At 40.7% G+C, this 17,068-nt stretch carries 20 protein-coding genes and 1 tRNA gene; 7 read left to right on the top strand and 14 right to left on the bottom strand.

The annotated features are described in order from the left end of the window. The 6 genes from AC1DPQ_RS00235 to AC1DPQ_RS00260 form a co-directional block, all read left to right on the top strand. Positions 1-2,075, top strand: a 2,075-nt coding sequence (locus AC1DPQ_RS00235; protein WP_477607452.1) for a sensor histidine kinase, incomplete at its 5' end; no start/stop codon positions are given. Beyond that, on the top strand, positions 2,060-2,884 hold the full coding sequence (locus AC1DPQ_RS00240; protein ID WP_477586188.1) for a response regulator transcription factor: 825 nt from the start codon (positions 2,060-2,062) through the stop codon (positions 2,882-2,884). The genes AC1DPQ_RS00235 and AC1DPQ_RS00240, both read left to right, overlap by 16 nt. Positions 2,885-2,953: 69 nt before the next feature. Further along, entirely contained in the window at positions 2,954-3,400 is a 447-nt protein-coding gene (locus AC1DPQ_RS00245; protein WP_215132325.1) for a DoxX family protein, read from the top strand. A gap of 172 nt (positions 3,401-3,572) precedes the next feature. Continuing rightward, positions 3,573-3,659 (top strand) — tRNA-Ser (locus AC1DPQ_RS00250). Between the two features lie 249 nt (positions 3,660-3,908). After that, positions 3,909-5,180 (top strand): site-specific integrase, encoded by a 1,272-nt coding sequence (locus AC1DPQ_RS00255; RefSeq protein ID WP_477578143.1) that lies wholly within the window; start codon positions 3,909-3,911, stop codon positions 5,178-5,180. Beyond that, positions 5,170-5,712, top strand: a complete 543-nt coding sequence (locus tag AC1DPQ_RS00260) for an ORF6N domain-containing protein (protein ID WP_477578141.1) — start codon at positions 5,170-5,172, stop codon at positions 5,710-5,712. Before AC1DPQ_RS00255 ends, AC1DPQ_RS00260 begins: the two co-directional genes overlap by 11 nt. A gap of 455 nt (positions 5,713-6,167) precedes the next feature. On the opposite strand, the gene AC1DPQ_RS00265 is transcribed toward AC1DPQ_RS00260, so the two are convergent. From AC1DPQ_RS00265 to AC1DPQ_RS00325, 13 genes are all read right to left on the bottom strand, one after another. Next, positions 6,168-6,464 (bottom strand): hypothetical protein, encoded by a 297-nt coding sequence (locus AC1DPQ_RS00265; protein WP_477607454.1) that lies wholly within the window; start codon positions 6,462-6,464, stop codon positions 6,168-6,170. Next, a complete protein-coding gene (locus AC1DPQ_RS00270; protein WP_477578139.1) occupies positions 6,465-6,863 on the bottom strand; it encodes a hypothetical protein in 399 nt (132 codons plus the stop codon). 17 nt (positions 6,864-6,880) lie between these two features. Then, positions 6,881-7,252, bottom strand: coding sequence for a hypothetical protein (locus AC1DPQ_RS00275; RefSeq protein WP_477578138.1), 372 nt, complete (start codon positions 7,250-7,252; stop codon positions 6,881-6,883). A 26-nt stretch (positions 7,253-7,278) separates the two neighbouring features. Next, positions 7,279-8,247: a DUF5712 family protein gene (locus AC1DPQ_RS00280; RefSeq protein WP_477578136.1), complete on the bottom strand. Its 969-nt coding sequence runs from the start codon at positions 8,245-8,247 to the stop codon at positions 7,279-7,281. 1 nt (position 8,248) lies between these two features. Beyond that, positions 8,249-8,797 carry a BfmA/BtgA family mobilization protein gene (locus AC1DPQ_RS00285; protein ID WP_477578134.1) on the bottom strand — a complete coding sequence of 183 codons (549 nt, stop codon included), beginning with the start codon at positions 8,795-8,797 and terminating at the stop codon, positions 8,249-8,251. Between the two features lie 387 nt (positions 8,798-9,184). Continuing rightward, on the bottom strand, positions 9,185-9,484 hold the full coding sequence (locus AC1DPQ_RS00290; protein ID WP_477578132.1) for a hypothetical protein: 300 nt from the start codon (positions 9,482-9,484) through the stop codon (positions 9,185-9,187). Continuing rightward, complete coding sequence (locus AC1DPQ_RS00295; RefSeq protein WP_477578130.1) at positions 9,481-9,753, bottom strand: helix-turn-helix domain-containing protein; 273 nt, start codon at positions 9,751-9,753, stop codon at positions 9,481-9,483. Before AC1DPQ_RS00295 ends, AC1DPQ_RS00290 begins: the two co-directional genes overlap by 4 nt. 114 nt (positions 9,754-9,867) lie before the next feature. Then, positions 9,868-10,758 (bottom strand): hypothetical protein, encoded by an 891-nt coding sequence (locus tag AC1DPQ_RS00300; RefSeq protein WP_477578128.1) that lies wholly within the window; start codon positions 10,756-10,758, stop codon positions 9,868-9,870. Between the two features lie 285 nt (positions 10,759-11,043). Beyond that, on the bottom strand, positions 11,044-11,280 hold the full coding sequence (locus AC1DPQ_RS00305) for a hypothetical protein (protein WP_157258299.1): 237 nt from the start codon (positions 11,278-11,280) through the stop codon (positions 11,044-11,046). 141 nt (positions 11,281-11,421) lie between these two features. Then, on the bottom strand, positions 11,422-11,601 hold the full coding sequence (locus AC1DPQ_RS00310) for a histone H1 (RefSeq protein ID WP_057935000.1): 180 nt from the start codon (positions 11,599-11,601) through the stop codon (positions 11,422-11,424). A 183-nt stretch (positions 11,602-11,784) separates the two neighbouring features. Beyond that, entirely contained in the window at positions 11,785-12,129 is a 345-nt protein-coding gene (locus AC1DPQ_RS00315) for a hypothetical protein (protein WP_057935001.1), read from the bottom strand. 117 nt (positions 12,130-12,246) lie between these two features. Next, positions 12,247-12,480: a hypothetical protein gene (locus AC1DPQ_RS00320; protein ID WP_057935002.1), complete on the bottom strand. Its 234-nt coding sequence runs from the start codon at positions 12,478-12,480 to the stop codon at positions 12,247-12,249. 29 nt (positions 12,481-12,509) lie between these two features. After that, positions 12,510-14,381, bottom strand: coding sequence for a chloride channel protein (locus AC1DPQ_RS00325; RefSeq protein WP_083505539.1), 1,872 nt, complete (start codon positions 14,379-14,381; stop codon positions 12,510-12,512). A gap of 186 nt (positions 14,382-14,567) precedes the next feature. Here AC1DPQ_RS00325 and AC1DPQ_RS00330 point away from each other — a divergent pair, with 186 nt between their 5' ends. Beyond that, positions 14,568-15,269, top strand: a complete 702-nt coding sequence (locus tag AC1DPQ_RS00330; RefSeq protein ID WP_057935003.1) for a Crp/Fnr family transcriptional regulator — start codon at positions 14,568-14,570, stop codon at positions 15,267-15,269. Positions 15,270-15,972: 703 nt separating this feature from the next. Here the strand turns inward: AC1DPQ_RS00330 and AC1DPQ_RS00335 are convergent. Beyond that, positions 15,973-17,067, bottom strand: a complete 1,095-nt coding sequence (locus tag AC1DPQ_RS00335; RefSeq protein WP_477578125.1) for a PepSY-associated TM helix domain-containing protein — start codon at positions 17,065-17,067, stop codon at positions 15,973-15,975. Between the last annotated feature and the right edge of the window lies 1 nt (position 17,068).

Raw genomic sequence — 17,068 nt, forward strand, 5'->3', positions numbered from 1 at the left:
ATGCGGGGCTGAACAAACTTGACGTAAAAACAGGAATATTTAAACACTTTTTGCCCGATGGAAAACCCGGAAGCATTGCCTATTCCAATATCCACGGTTTATTGGTTGATGGTGACAAGCTCTGGGTTGGCACTTTCGAACATGGACTGGATGTTTTAGACCTGAAAACAGAAAAGGTAATTAAACACTACCAGGCAGGTGTTGGAAATGCCTTACGCACCAACTTTATTGTTACTTTTTGTAAAACACGGTCTGGCGAAATTTTAGTTGGGACCATTAATGGGATTTACCGCTATAACCGCAAGCGCGATGATTTTGAGCCTATCGCCGGCCTTCCCTTTATTTTTTACTATTCGATTATTGAAGACAGCAAGGGCAATATCTGGGCGGGCAGTTTTAATGATGGTTTATTTCAGTTTAACTTATCCAAATCAGGCTATGTGAACTACCGAAATAGCCCGACAGATGCGAAAAGTTTAAGTCATAACACCGTAAATAGTGTTTTTGAAGATAGTAAACAACAGATTTGGGTAACCACAGACGGTGGTGGACTTTGCAGGTTTGATCAGAAAACACATCAGTTTAAGCGTTATGGTATAAAAAATGGTTTTCCCAGTAATTACCTTTTCCGCATTGAAGAAGATGCCGCAAATAAGTTTTGGATTAGCAGTACCAGGGGCCTTATCCATTTTGACCCCTCCACGGGTTTAAACAAAACCTATACTAAAGCCAACGGATTGCTTACCGATCAGTTCAACTACAGTTCTGCCTATCAGGATGAGGATGGCCGAACCTATTTTGGGAGCGTAAAGGGGCTGGTCAGCTTCAATCCGGCCAACTTAAAAGCAACATCATACGAAACTCCAGTATTTTTAACCGGATTTCAGATCAACAGCTTAGAAATGGGTTTAAATGGGGCAGATTCTGTTTCTGATCAATCGATCGTTTATGCCGATACCATCGAACTTAACTACAACCAATCTTCTTTTAGTATCGATTTTGCGGCATTAAGCTATCTCTCACCCGAAATGACGGAATATGCCTATAAAATGACAGGGCTTTATAAAAACTGGGAATATTTAAAAACCAACAGGAAGGTTTATTTTACAAAACTTGCTCCTGGGAATTATATTTTTGAAGTGAAAGCATTGGTTGAAGGAAGTAGTACCTGGAGCACCAAAAATGCGAAGTTACTGATCAAAATCCGTCCTCCTTTTTACCTCAGCCCCGTGGCGTATCTGTTTTATCTGATCGCGGCAGGTGGAATTATCTTCTTTCTGGTACGAAGCTATCACCGAAAAATCGCATTAAAAAACARCAGGCGGATGGAAGTTTTTGAGCATGAAAAACAAAAAGAAGTGTATCAGGCGAAAATCGAATTCTTTACCAATGTTGCCCACGAAATCAGAACACCCCTTACACTGATTATCGGACCGATGGAGAAACTGATTAAACAGGCTGATGCCGTACCCGCGATAGAAAAGAATTTACGGATTATGGAGCGAAACACCGATAGGCTGCTCAAATTGACCAATCAGTTACTGGATTTCAGAAAAACCGAAACCAGCGAATTTTCATTAAATTTCGTAAAAGCCGATATTTCAGAAATCCTGAAAGACGTATTTCTTCAGTTTCAACCTGCTGCAGAACAGCATGAGATGAAGTATAACCTTCATTTACCTGAGAAAAAGCTCCTTGCCTATATCGACGTAGAGGCCTTTTACAAAATGATCAGCAATTTGGTAGACAATGCCATTAAGTACGGAAAAACCATGGTACAGATCAACTTATCATTGCAGGAAGGCGATAAGTTTGCTGTGATGGTAAAAAACGATGGACATCGCATCCCAATTGAAATTAAGGACAAGATATTTGAACCTTTTTTTAGGGGCAAAGAAACAGAAATTAAGGCAGGAACCGGAATAGGTTTATCGATTTCAAAATCGCTTGCTCAACTGCATAGCGGGGAGCTTTATTTAGATTTTAATGACCATGATTTTAATATATTTGTGTTGGAATTGCCTATCCATCAACTTATAGAATTTAACCTGAACGGAAAATGGAAGAAATTGTAGGCAAGCTGACCATAAAAGATACTGAAGATATGGAAAGATCTGTGGTGTTGCTGGTTGATGATAATGAAGATATCCTTGATTTCATTTCAGATGATCTGGAAGAAAAATACGATGTACTACAGGCCAGAAACGGTATAGAAGCATTAGAAATATTACAGCGTCAAATTGTTCAGCTCATCATTAGCGATGTAATGATGCCCGAAATGGACGGTTTTGAATTTTGTGCGAAAGTAAAATCTACCTTAGAATTCAGCCATATCCCCGTTATCCTGCTTACCGCAAAAAATTCATTGCAATCTAAAATTGAAGGTTTAGAACTGGGTGCCGATGCCTATGTGGAAAAGCCATTTTCTCCCGAGTTTTTACAGGTACAGATTTCTAGCCTGATTAAAAACAGGAACAAAATCAAAGCATATTTCGCGAGCTCTCCCCTGCTCCACCTTAAAAGTATTGCATATTCAAAGGCAGACGAACTGTTTTTAGAAAAATTACAGGATACCATTAACAAGAATATCAGCAATCAGGACCTGGACGTCGAACATCTGGCAGAAAAGATGAATATGAGCCGGCCAACCTTATACCGGAAAATTAAATCCATTTCTAACCTTAGCCCCAATGAACTGATTAATTTGGCAAGGCTAAAAAAAGCGGCCGAGCTTTTAAATGAAGGGGTACTGAAAATTTACGAAATCTCAGAAATGGTTGGTTATAGCTCTCAATCGCACTTTGGCAGAAACTTTGCCAAACAGTTCGGCATGTCRCCAACCGACTATGTAAACAGTAAAACTGTGGATAAAAAAAAGCCTTAAAATCAAATAGTTAAGCATTGTTATTTTCTTAATTTTTCCGTAAATTGTCATAACCAAAATATAGAAGTTATGAACATGCTTAAGAAAATCCAGATCTGGGGCGATCACCATCACCCAAAGTGGTTAGACTATTTTAGAATCTTATTAGGCCTTATTTTAATTTGGAAGGGTATTGATTTTTACATCAATATGCCAGCCTTTAGTAATTTAATGAGGGGCGCTTTCTTAGGCACGGCTGTGAGCATTAGCCTACTGGCACACCTGATTATTATGTTACACCTAATTGGGGGCTTAGCCATCACCCTGGGCACACATACCCGTGTATTCTGCCTGGTTAATTTACCAATATTGATCGGGGCAGTATTCTTTGTAAATATTTCTGGTGGAATTTTTAAACCCTATTCAGAATTTTGGTTTTCGGTCTCCGTATTAATCGGACTCGTTTGTTTTGCAATTGAGGGAAATGGTGTTTTATCGGTAGACCGGGAAAAAATTTATCCTAAAGAGGCGCTTTAGTTTAAACCTAAAGCCTGAAATTGTAGCTAAAATGGCCATTATTGGCCCTTTATTTGTTTTTTTGAAAGTTTTTATGCGAGCTAACTAAATGATTAGCAACGCTTAAAATATTTATGCAAATATTTGATTCGAAATCATTTGCAGATTTGCTTCAAGTTCGTACTTTTGCAGCGGAGAGTTGGCAGAGTGGTCGATTGCGGCAGTCTTGAAAACTGTTGACTTGTTAAAGGGTCCGCGGGTTCGAATCCCCCACTCTCCGCTGAAATGGTTTCAAAAACCAAGAAAAGCCTGCAAATCGTATGATAGCAGGCTTTTTTCATTTCCGGGACCCCACAAAACATGCATAAATTCGCATAGTTCTGGTGAGTRATTCGGTGAGTAAAATGAAAAATTGAAATGACTCACCGAATTTGATATAAGACACTGAACATCAACATGTTCAGAGAGTATACATCTTGACTTTTGGACACTTCAAAGCTAAATTTGTTAACCATTAATGTGAGACATTATGAAAACCAATTTCAGCTTGCTCTTCTATTTGAAGAAGTCAAAAAATTATCAGAATGGCCCTGTAGCCATTTACATGAGGATTACCGTTGATGGTAAAAGATCCGAAATCACGACAGGACGGTCCTGTGAACCAGAGAAATGGATCGTTGCCTCCGGTCGGGCCAATGGAAAAAAAGAGGATTCAAAGTCCTTGAACGCCTACTTAGCAGACCTACAAATGAAGGTTTATGAGGCGCACCGCCAGCTTACCCAACGAGACGAAATGATTACGGCGGACGCCATCCGCGACAGATTCCAGGGAAAAGAAGAGAAACAGACTACACTGATCGGGGTATTCCAGGAGCATAACCGTAAAGTGGAGATTCTGGTGGGAACCGAATATACCAAGGGAACGGCTCAAAGATACCGCACTTCCCTGAAACACACTGAAGATTTTTTACAGTGGAAATATTCTGTAAATGATATAGATCTTAAAAGGGTAAACCATGAGTTTATAACCGAGTATGATTTTTATTTGCGTTCCGTCCGAAAATGCAACAACAACTCCGCGGTAAAATACATGAAGAATTTCGGCAAGATCATCAGGATATGCCTTGCCAATGAATGGATGTCACTTAATCCTTTTTTGAATTATAAGAACAAAGTTAAGCCAGTGGAGAGGATATGCCTGAATGAGGAGGAAATGGCCCGGATTGCCCGTAAGCCCATGCTAAGTGAGCGGTTGGAACAGGTCAGGGATATATTTCTTTTCTGCTGTTTTACCGGACTGTCTTACATCGACGTAAAGCAATTGAGAGAAACAGACATTGTACCAGGCATAGACGGTGAAAAATGGATTTCGATCAAAAGACAGAAAACCAATGTGCCCTCGCGCATACCATTACTGCCAATGGCCACATCATTGATTGAGCGTTACAAGGACCACATGACCCGCAATATTACAGGCATGATATTCCCGGTCTGCAGTAACCAAAAGATGAACAGTTACCTCAAGGAGATTTCAGATGTTTGCGGAATCAAGAAACAGATCACTTTCCATATTGCCAGACATACTTTCGCAACAACCGTTACGATGTTAAAGGGAGTGCCGATAGAGAGCGTATCCAAGATGCTCGGACATACCAATATCCGAACTACTCAGCATTATGCCAAGATCCTAGACATCAAAGTGGGGGCAGATATGGCCAAATTAAAAGCGGAGAGCAATTATGAGCCTATCAACTTCAACCATAAGATTGCACGAACCAAATCGCTTGGCCATGAAAGATAAGGGTAATGTGATCAATATAGCTGATGATCTAATTCTCAACAGGATCTACATTATCAGGGGGCAGAAGGTTATGCTGGATGAAGACCTGGCAGAACTCTATATGGTAACAACAGGAAACTTGAATAAGGCAGTAGCCAGGAACATAAATAGGTTTCCGGAGGATTTTATGTTCAGGCTGAATGATGATGAATTCAAGAACTTGCTCTTCCAAAATGGAAGAGCAAGCTGGGGAGGAAGGCGCCAGGCACCAAATGTTTTTACGGAGGCAGGTGTGGCAATGCTTTCAGGTATCCTTTCCAGTAACCAGGCCATTAATGTAAACATCCAGATCATGCGAATTTTCACCAAAATGCGACTATTGCTTTCTGACAATATGGAGTTCCGCATAGAGCTTGAAAAAATCAAGAAAAAGCTAACCAATCAGGATAAAAACATGGAAATTGTATTTCGCTACCTTGATGAATTGCTTGAGAATAAAGGAAATCCCAATCCCCCAAGAAAGCGAATTGGGTTTAAACCAGATGATCTTTAAGTCATTTCTTCCAAGGATTCAAGGTGCTATAGCGGCACCTTGAATTTTTAAGTAAAAATAAAATGTTCAATTTTGGCAAAAAAACCTAAAGTTATTAAACGTTACGCTTGGGGGCAATGACAATACGATACCCAGGAAATTATTGCGTATATGCGAGAAGCGGGAACAGCTAGGGTTTTGAGCATTGGGGTTCCGCAGGCCGCAATGCGTGGTGGGGATCTTTAACTACAACAAAATGGTGCCGGGTTTTTATATTCAACTAAAACACAGAAAGATCTAATCTGAAATTACTTTATAATTTCCATGGTATGCCTCTTTATCTGCCCAGTCCCTTATTTCTTTCATTCCCTAAATCGCGGTTTCTATCCTGCTCTTTCTGAATCTGGTTCTGAAGGTCAATCTGATGTTTTCGCTCTATAGCTTCAGGGATCTTCAATACCCACTCAGGCAGTTTTTCAATGGCAGCAGAAATAATGTCTAACACTATCCATTACCCCCTCTGTCCTAAAATTGGTTTCAAAAGCAAAGTCCTTTCTCCCCGCAATCGCATTATCCTTTCTTTTTTGGAAAACAATCCCATTTGCAGCCTCGTACAGTGTACCATTATCTGTCGTCGGGTATTGGTGTTTTAGGATAGCCATTTCTTTATCCCCATCAAATATATCTGTTCCAGGTGAAACAAATGTACCAGATAGGGTCGATTTGCCGGCTCCATTGGGGCCGCTCAAAACATAAAGCTGTAAAGGCTTCATTTAACTTAATGTTTTTATAAGGCTAATTTTTCCAGACCGGGCATCGACACTTACCAGTTCCGTTCTATCGGCATACTCATTTATGAAGAGATTAGGGGCTGTGCAAAGCTCATTCTGATAAGTCCTAAACGATCCCCTTACAAGGTTCTCCTTTTCTACCTCACGCAATTTACTCTCCAGAAATTCTGATTTTTCCGTTAAGGACCGCTCATGAAATGGGATAAACGTTAGTTTGTCCATAAGTTTATAAAAAGGACTTTTAGGGTCTACTGCAGATTTCAGCTTTGGCCAGTCGCTCAGAAGAACAACGACACCTTGTGGTATTTCTACCGCATCTACATAGATGCTGAGTGCCAGGGGCTGATAATCATGTTCTCTCAAATTTACTGATTTTTTCATTTGCTATCAAGTTTAAGTTACACGTTTGAATGTTTATAGAAATAGTATGCGAGCCAGGCGGTAAATACTAAGCAGATCACCAGAACCGTGAACGCAATAATGACACGCCTGGTCAGTTTCGCAAAGTGGTGATGGTTCTGCACATGGATCGTGTAAGGTATCCTTGAAACGAGATCTTTGATCATACGGAAAGTTTCGTCCATGTTCTTTTGATGACTGCTGTTAAGAAACCTATCTACACTTTTCTTCACTTCACGCAGATCAGATGTATAGTCTGGTACCTTTAACATGGGATACTCCAGGCCCTTGGTTTCAAGTATCTTCAGTTTCTCCTCTAATGTTCGCTGCCTTTGGTAAAGGCTAGCGATCTGTTCTTTTTCTGATAACATATTTTAAGGTTTTAATATCGAAAATCTTATCTGATGGACTGCCCTTGGCTGTGTCCTCTTTTTTTCTTCTTGCGCTTGGGCTCCTGGGTATTAGCAGGGACTATAGGCCCATAATTAGGTTCGAGCATGATGTCAAGAAAACTGCCAACTGTCGAGCCTATTTTTTCAAGCATTTCTGAACTTGTCTGGAACAGCCCCTTTGAGACATCAACTGCGAGTTCTAAAATGATCCCTTTTTGTGACTGATCAAGTTTAACTCCCTGATCTAAAGTATCCAGCTGTTTTCTTTGCTCAATTGTACCGTTACTCTTGATGTTCGAATAGGCCAAGGCATCCCTTAGTTCACGATTGAAGTTAAATTGCCGGTCGAAAAGAGTTTCTCCGCACTGCTTGAAAGCCAGGCGGTCAAACTGTCCCATTTTTTTTGAATGCTCGATATTCTTACCCCGAGAGGTATTCATCGGACTTAATTTGATTTTATTGGTAAGATCCTTTCTGCTTACGATCACCTGTATATGCTGCTGGTCTCCCTGCTTCAATTCTCCACGTTTTTTCAGTCCCTGCTTCACCTCTCTGTCATTATGGGTGTAATATCTATGGTTTTCCACCTTCGCGAACCAGACCAGATCCCTGCTGCTGTTAACTCCCGCCCTGTTGAAGTTTCTTGCATATTCATCCATAACCTTAACAGTAAATTCTTTCAGTCTCAAGGGCATTTGTTGCTCCCCATAGCTTTCCTTCAGGTGCCTGAGTTCTTTTTGGCTGGGACTGATATTGATCAGGAAAAATTTAGCATCATCTTTTCCGAGTTTCCCAATATTGCCATCAATGGCGGTACGAACCTCATACGGCTCATATACCTGATCTTGATGATTGAACCATCTTTCTGGTTCTTGCATAGGATTTAACCTATTTTCCTTTTCGAGATAGTTCACCAATTGTCCACTACTGCCCTTATTGTCCGCAGTTTTGCTGTCAGTTATATTGATATACATATTACAATAACATTATCTGGTTCCTTGTAGCAGCCAGCAACTGCAACTTATCTTTCTTTGATCCAATGGCAGGAAGATTGTCCCTGGCAATAGCGTATCCATCAAGGATATTCAGAAAGAGCTGCTTGAAGCTTTGCTTATCCTGTAGCTTTGCAAAAATCAATTTATAGTCTTTTTCAAGCTGATATAAAAACTGGGTCTGTTTTTCCATCAACACGGGCACCATTTCGTTTTGTTTTAAGAGTCCGTTAAAGCCTATGATCAACCTTTTTTGTGCTTCAGACAACTGCGCAACCTCTCGCCTGGTCGGAATAAGCAGATCATTTTCCTGGGTCTTGATAAATCCGATATAGTCTTTGTGGTTACGGACCATGGTAGTTTTTAGCAGATCATCATTGATGTCCAGCGGGTCTTTTTTCGTCCTGTAGAAATACTCCGTCATCTGAAGGAAAACCAGTCGCTTTGATCTCCCCAGTTTTAGGGCTATCTTATCTAACTTAATACCTTCCGCCTCTGAATATTTAATCGATCTTAATACTTCATTCTTCATCCATTTTTTGTTTTTAAAAGAATATTAATGGTATATATCTCAATATATAAATAGCTATGTGTATGGCTATCTTGTTTATCAGATCTCTATATATCCAACTATATTGCACTCTCGCGAGGGTGCCGAAAACCTAACTTATTGCGTCTTATTGAGATCAAAGCACCCCTGGAGGGTGCTTGAAACCCCAATAGCGATAGCTTGGGGCGAGAAAGGTAGGGCTCTGCCCAACCTCGGCTCGCTCCTTTTTCTGAAAACGAAAAAGGACCTTTCTGCATGGCGTACAACCTTTCCACCGCCTCATAGAAAAATAGAGCCATGAACACAAGATGAAAAATATCCGATCCCAGTTGTCATGATGGCGGTACAACTATTTCGCTAAATTGTTAACTATGCCAGCGGAGCTGGGTTAAAACTAACCTGACTGGCAATAGCTGTATTATAGCTTGGCCTGTAATCGATCCAGCCTTGCTCGACTAGCTGCTTTAAGCACTTATGATAAGTGTTAAAAGAACGGATTGCAGACAACCTCATCAGTTCCCTTCGGGTTACCCTAAAAGAAACTTTATGACCTTGCATTTGACAGCATATTACCAAAGCTGTAAAAAGACTGATGTGGCTTGGCAGGATATTTCTTTTGGTTCCAGCTAATTTTAGAAAATCGCGTTGGATCTTAGAAGTATCGATCATATGTCTCCCCCTTGTCCCATCAGTTTTGTGATGTCGGCATAAGCATAATAGAATATGCTTCCAACCTTTTTGAACGGCAGAGTTCCATTGACACGGAGATTTTGGAGCGTACCTGGAGAGATGTTCAATAGTTGCCGGACCTCCGCACTACGCAACCATTTTCTCTGATCAGAAATGGTCGATCCACCAACATTCATTTTTTTGAGTTCATCGAAAAGCTCTGTTTTGAACTTCTGAAGATCTGCTTCCGTTAAGATTTCTAACTGCATAAATGGCCTCTTTTTTAATTAATCTTTAGCAAAGATCTGAAGGAGAAGAGGCAATACAATGACCAGTGCACTGCTCTGGTCATGTTTAAAATATATACAGGAGACTGGTTTCCTCTATTTTTTTCCTATTATCTCAAATAGCTGTTGATCTGGATAAATAGAAGTTCCTTTCGATGGGATATCCCCCTCTTTTTCTACGAAATAGTTTCTAGCGGTTTCTAACGGAATATCCTTTTCACCGTGGCTAAAATATTTCGCGATCATTTTTGCGTATGTTATTTTGTGGTCGCACCTGAGCAGAAGTCTATCAGACGGCAGTCTCAGATTGCGCATCTGCTGAAAAAGATCGATCAAAGTTGGCAGATGATCATCTTCAATGCTGATTTTTTGCTTCACTTCATACTGAGTTAGTTCAACTATCTTTTGCTTTAATTTCTCAATCTCATTGATATATTGCTGAATAATCTGGTTTTTTTCTTCAATAACAAGCGGTGCTGGCCTGGCATTCCATCTATCGATTCCTATTAAAAACTTTTGAAATTGTTTTAATTTCTCAATTCTAATTGAATTTTGCTCGTGGTCACTGCCATGAGGATTCTTGTTCCGAAAGTGTTTGATTCTGGTTTCTATGAGTTCCCACAACTCTTTGAAAAATTCTTCTTCAGCGGCAATGTTATTTTCTAATGTATGTTTGAGGTGGTAAGCGTAATATTCTCCATACTTTTCGATTTCTAATCTATAAAATTTTAATAGAAAGTGGCTATCGGCATTTCGTCTCCACGGACCGAAAAGATTACCGATGTCGTAAGTATGAGGGAAAAAGTCAAACAGTTTACGTGCTTTAAAAAAATCAGCTTTCATACATATTATTAATAAAGTAATTGCTAAGACTTTAGATAAATTTAAATTAAAAAAATCACATACACGAGTTTTTGCTACTGAGAGAGGCTTTTTGTTTGCTTCGCATTCACCGTTAATAATCACTAGTATTAAATTCTCAATCACTAATTTTAGAAATGCTGCAAAATGCGTAATCTCTTATTAAAAATGGATGTTATCTACACCGTTAAATGACAGCAGTAAAAAAAAGAGGTGAGTTTTCGGTACTAAAACCATGGAGGAGTATTCAAAAAAAATGATTTCTAAATAATTACACCACTAGGTTCGACGCCCTTTCGGTCCAAAGCAGGACCGGTTCATAAAAAAAGCGCATCAATCCCGATAGCGCTATTTTAGATAAAAAGTGCAGACCAAAAGGCTTGCTACGCAAAAATAGAAATTAACGTATGATTACAAAACTCCTATTAAAGAAGTTATATCTTCCAGTTCCAAAAAATGATTTTTAGGGAGCAATCTTCTTAATTTAGAGCAATTTATTGGGATCATATAAAAAAACATCTTTTTCGATACCATTAAATGTTTTTTTTTTGCAACAGGGATAGCAGCGGATACCGGCCCCTGCTTAAGGCTTGCAGGCGTATGAGCGGATAGCCCGGCAGTTGCCCAGACAATATAAAAAGTTAACATCAAAATTAAATCAAGCTGGCATAAYCAGAAAACATATACAGTTGCCTGGCTCTCTTGCCGTATATGATGAATATAAAAATCCACCTACAAAAAAGCCACCGGTCTATACCAGTGGCCTTATATCCCAAAACAGTCTCCTGTTTATTTTGCGCTGTTCTTTTTCTCTGTAACCTCAGCCCTGATCTCCTGAGCAAGGTTTTTAAGGTCCTGCATACCTTTGCGTACACGTGTACCGGCTGCAGCGTTTCCACCATCATAAAATTTTGCTACATCAGCTTCAACCGAAGCGATCACTTCCTTTACCTGTTTGAATTTGTCCATAACTGTTTTTTAAAGGGCCAAATGGCCCCGGCTATTTAATTATATTATTTTAGGAAACCGTATTCCAGCCCCAAAACTAAACATTTATGCAGGAAAGCGAAAAAGAACCAGCCAGATTTAACATTTCCGTACCGGGAGAAGAGCGATGCCCTCGGATAACTGCTTTTAACTACGAATTTTCGCTTATGGAAGCTTGTTTTGTCTTTTAAACATAAAAAGAAAAACCGCCCTGAGAACCTTTGCAAATCCCTTCATGATTTCCTCAACCGTCCAGTATCTCTGCCCCTCACCAGACAATATCCAGATCCCCTTTAAACCGAAAGGCTTAGTGGTCACCGCAAAAATCCTGAGCGGCTCGCCATCTGAACCCCTGCACGGGACTATCTCATCAATATCAAACCCAATACCAGAGGGCCATGGATCGGATACTCCCCAAGAGGCAGCATTTGAATCTTCCGGGTTGAATGTAAGTGTATATCCTTTTGCTTTTAAGCGCTCTATCACTTCATCGATATCGTTCTCTTCCATTAAAATGTGCTGATTACTTTAATATAGCGGGCTGACCTATATTTTCCGGAAAGCCAATGGTACGATTGTACCCTTTCCCACGATCACCTGCCCGATAATAAAAATGAGAAGGCATCATCATCCCACCCGGTATTTTTTTTGATGCCAGGTAGCAATGTTGAAAATTCCTCCAAGTGCAATCAACAGTCCGCCACAAAATTCCGGCCATGCAAATGAATGCATCCCATTGATATTGATTGTCCATGGATGTGAATCTGCCGCGTTCACCGAATTGAGATGGCCTGTGGTTAAAAAGGCGACAACCAGCACAATTATGCCAGCAACCATCATACAATAACTTGCTTTTTTCATGATAATAAATTTTAATAACAGAAAATGTGTTAAGGCCTCCTATCGGCCATCATCCTTTTGCCCCTGACAATAATTTTCTTTGCCTGCCTGTCCAGCGATAGGTTTCTCCCGGTCCTGCTTTCACTTTCGTGATTGACATGATACGCCTTAACAACGTCCCTATAACTTAACAGACCTTCAAAAGCCCCTCCTTCCCTGCTATTGAACACCATCAAAAAGTCATGCTGGTTTTGGGACATAATAGCTAATGCCTTTTTCAAAGGGTCGTTATTTTTAATATGGGCATTTACAGGCTTTATTATTGACAGTATTTCTTTTTCGGTATCTGCCGAAGGCTGAAAAAGATCCAATATTGAAACAACACCCAGGCAGTCTCCGGTTGGTTCCTTCACGGCATACTGATTTTCCATAGGAGGATTTTCTCCAAAATACCTTCTCACTTCGGCAATGGTATTATACGGGCTTATAAAGACAGGATTCCGGTCCATGACCTCTGAGACACGGAGTTTCAACAACAGATCGGGTTCATAACTATCAGGTGTATGCACACCCCTGCGAGCAATTTTTTCGGTCATGATCGTATTTTTCATAAAAAACACCGAAATGAGATAGGCCCCAGAACAGGCCCCCAGAAGCGGAAGAAGTCCGTTGATCTGGTGGGTAGACTCCAACGCAAAAAGGATGCTTGTCAGATATGCCCTGGAAGCACCTGCAAACATTGCCGACATCCCAACCAGTGCCGACATCGGTATGCTGATATCCAGACCGGGAAATAAGTTATGCAATAGATACCCCAAAGCAGCGCCGCTTGCCCCACCAATGGTCATCAAAGGTGCAAGCGTTCCGCCCGAAGTCCCACTGCCAAGAGCTATGGCCCATGAAATAAATTTAAACAGGCATAATGAAAGGATGACCGAAATGGAAAGCTGTCCGCTTAGCAGCGAGATAATATTATCATAGCCCACTCCGAGTGTTCGCGGTGCAAAGTAACCGACCGTACCGACTGCCAGCCCCCCGATAGCGGGCCACCACATCCAGTGGACCGGGATTTTCTCAAAAGCATCTTCAATAAAATACACAATTTTGGTCAGCCCGAGTGATGCAAAACCGACGAGGATCCCAATAAAACTATATATGCCCAATGCGGCATTCGAGGGTACCAAAAGTGCCGGCATGGGAAATACGGGGCCTGCTTCAAAAAGAAGATGATGTCCGGCTGCGCCGGTAATACACGCAAGGGCTACGGGAATGATAGATCTGGCGGAAAACTCAAACAGCAACAGTTCTATTGCGAGAAAGACTGCCGCCAATGGAGTACCGAATATAGCGGACATTCCGGCTGTAGCCCCAGCTGCAAGGATAATTTTACGTTCATTGGAACTCACCGTAAATAGCTGTCCCAGGGTTGAACCTAAGGCACCACCAGTTGCAATAATAGGTCCTTCAGCACCGAAAGGGCCACCTGTACCTATCGCAATGGCAGAAGAAACAGGTTTTAAAATTGCAATCGCAGGCTTTATCCTGCTCTGATTGGTCAAAACCTGCTCCATTGCTTCCGGAATCCCATGCCCCCTGATCGCTTTGGAACCATAAAGGGCCATCAGCCCAACTATAACCGAGCCTATTACAGGCACAACAATTACCCATAAACCCAAATGATTGCTTGCAGGACTATGGAAATCAAATCCAAACTGCTGATAGAAAGATATGTTTGTAACCAGGTTGATCAGTGACACCAGAACCTTTGCGATTAGGGAAATTACTATAGCAACCCCTACAGACAATATAGAAATAAACAAAAGACGCTCTTTCGAACTTTTCTCTTTGTTCCTGCCCATTTTAAACCTTCCAAAAACGCCAAGCGATGGCGATATCGGGATTATATTTTTTCTACTGTTCATTTTACTCTTAGAATGCACCAAAAGTAAAATAAAAAAAACACAAATAAAAATTAAATATATTTTAAACAATATAAAAAAGCGTATAATACAATTGAATACTGAAAATAATATTTTTTAAACAATATTAGTCAAATCATCTTTGCAATTAAATATAAGTTGTATTTTTGCCTGTGAAATATCTGTTTAATGAAAGAATGCAATAACCTGTGCGATGTAAAAAGCTGTTTTCTATGCAGCCGTGTGATACCGGATTGGCTTCCCGCGGTGTCACAGAGGAAAAAGAATTTCCAGTTAAAAAAGGGCGACCAGTTATTTACGGAAGCAGAAGCTGTAAGCGGCATTTTTTTCGTTTTTTCGGGAACAGTCAAAGTCCATAAAAAGTGGGACAATGAAAAGGAACTCATTATAAGGTTTGCAAAACCGGGCGATGTGATAGGACACCTCGGACTGGGAAAAAATCCTGTTTACCCTGTTTCGGCCACAGCACTTGAACAGGCAAGTGTCTGCTTTATCGATCTTGAGTTTTTCAGGTCTTGTTTGACGGTAAATCCCGGACTTACCTATCAGATGATGGATTTTTTTGCTTCCGAGCTCCAGGAGTCGCACGAACGGATGCGCAATCTCGCTCATATGTCGGTAAAGGCAAGGATCGCCAATGCCCTGCTTTCCCTAAAGGCACAATTTGGGGCTGATGCCAATGGAGCGATAGATCTTAATATCTCACGTCAGGACATCGCCTCCTATTCGGGAACTACCTACGAAACCCTTTTTAAGGTTTTCACAGAATTCACCAAAACAGGAAAGCTTGGCGCGAACGGCAAAAGAATCAATGTTTTGGACACACCGTTTCTACAGATGGTTGTAACAGATGACAACAAAAAGGGTTGATGTTTACCGTAACCGATTTTTGATAGAAACCGAATATTTTAAAAAATGTTTTCTTAAAAAAACAACCAATCAGGCAAACCTAGCCATACAATTTAAAGCATAAATGCCAGAATTAAGATCATCGGGTCTATCATAGTTTCTTTCCCTTTTTTCTCCAAGTTCCTGTTGTTATTCAATGCCACTAACCACGGTTTAAAACTTTATTGTTTGGAATGCATTTCTGCATCATCTGATTCCCACTTATGTTCATTAAGTAAATACAGGATTTCATCTGCCTTCCTGTCCAGATTGGATACCGGAATTTTTGCAGAAGTGCCGTCCTTTAACGATAGGGTGATGTAATTTTTATATATGCTCCCGGCATTATCACGTCCAACTTCTTCTATGCTAAATGCAAAGCCCTCTATGTTTTCCCAGTTGTAAAAATCACGGTCTTTAACGGTCAGCCCGTTTTCAGTAAAAGTAAGATGGGGGCTTTTTTGATGAGCTCGCGAAGTGCATATATAAAAAGCTATGCAGGGAATATGCCAACAACAGCAATGATGCCTACAGCTACGATTGTACAAACAAATACAAAAAAGGTCTGTCAATCTCTGAACAGCGAGATTGACAGGCTTAAACATATAAATACTTTACATCATCTCCTCGTCCCTAAAGCTAAAATGTCCATAGGGCGAAACAATCAGGTGACCATGAACGGTTGTTATCTCTTTTTTCTTTTTAACCACAATAAAGCACCGCTGATGGAAAGAAAGCCGGGAGTTAGTCCAAAGACCACATAAACCCACTTCAAAACATCACCGCCAAATGCACCTACATGAAGTTGATAGGCCATATATTCAAACCGTTCTTCCAGCCCCTGTTCATCAATGATTGTATAGTGTTTAATTGTTCCCGTACCGGAATCAAAAGCAATACTGCTGGCCTTGCCCTGAAGCAATAAATTGCTAGTTTGAGGCATCTTTCCCTTAATTAATATGTCTACACCCTTTACGGTAGGAATGTTAACAGCAATTGGCTGAAAACCTGGAATACTTTTACAGGCCAGGGTGACCAGGCGATCGATATTGGCAGGAACTTCGTAGTTTGCCTGCTGTTTGGGCAAAACCCACATCGATGGCTTAAAGTATTCCCTCAACATCCAAAAGCCGGTAAAAAAAAGAATAATATTGAAGAGCAGTGCCCAAACTCCGATAATGCGGTGCAGGGAGGAAAGTCCGGTCCTCCAGCTTTTAAAGTTAAGACCTGCCCTAAACCGAAGGGCCTGCCAAAAATGCTTTCGATAAACAACAACCCCAGTGATCAATGACAATAGCATCACCAGGCCAATAATAGCGGTAAGAAACATACCCGGTATACCCAGTTGCAGAGAGTAATGAAAGGTATAGATCCAGCGCAGAAAAGAGGGAGCCATCTCTTGATAGCCCCCTTCTCTGAGTATTTTCCCGTTATATGGATTTACAAAAACGAAATAAAGGTAGTTATCCCTCAGATTTTGTTGCCGCTTATAAAGCATAAACTCATAACTATCATACCTGTCCCTGGGAAAATCGTGCAGAACCAGTTTTTTAAGGTTTGGATGCGTATGTAATACCAAACGGTAAATTTCATCTGCGGGAACTTTTTTCTCTGCCGGAACAAGGTTATGCAGTTCAGGATTAAAGTACCGGTCAAGCTCATGCCTGAAAACGAGCAACGAGCCGCTAAGTCCATAAAGCAGAAAAAATATACCGGCAGCAAGTCCTGCCCAGCCGTGAATCTTGAAAGATAATTTGGTCAATCGTTTTTTCCAGTCCATC

This window comes from Pedobacter sp. 01T416_2 (assembly GCF_056398925.1).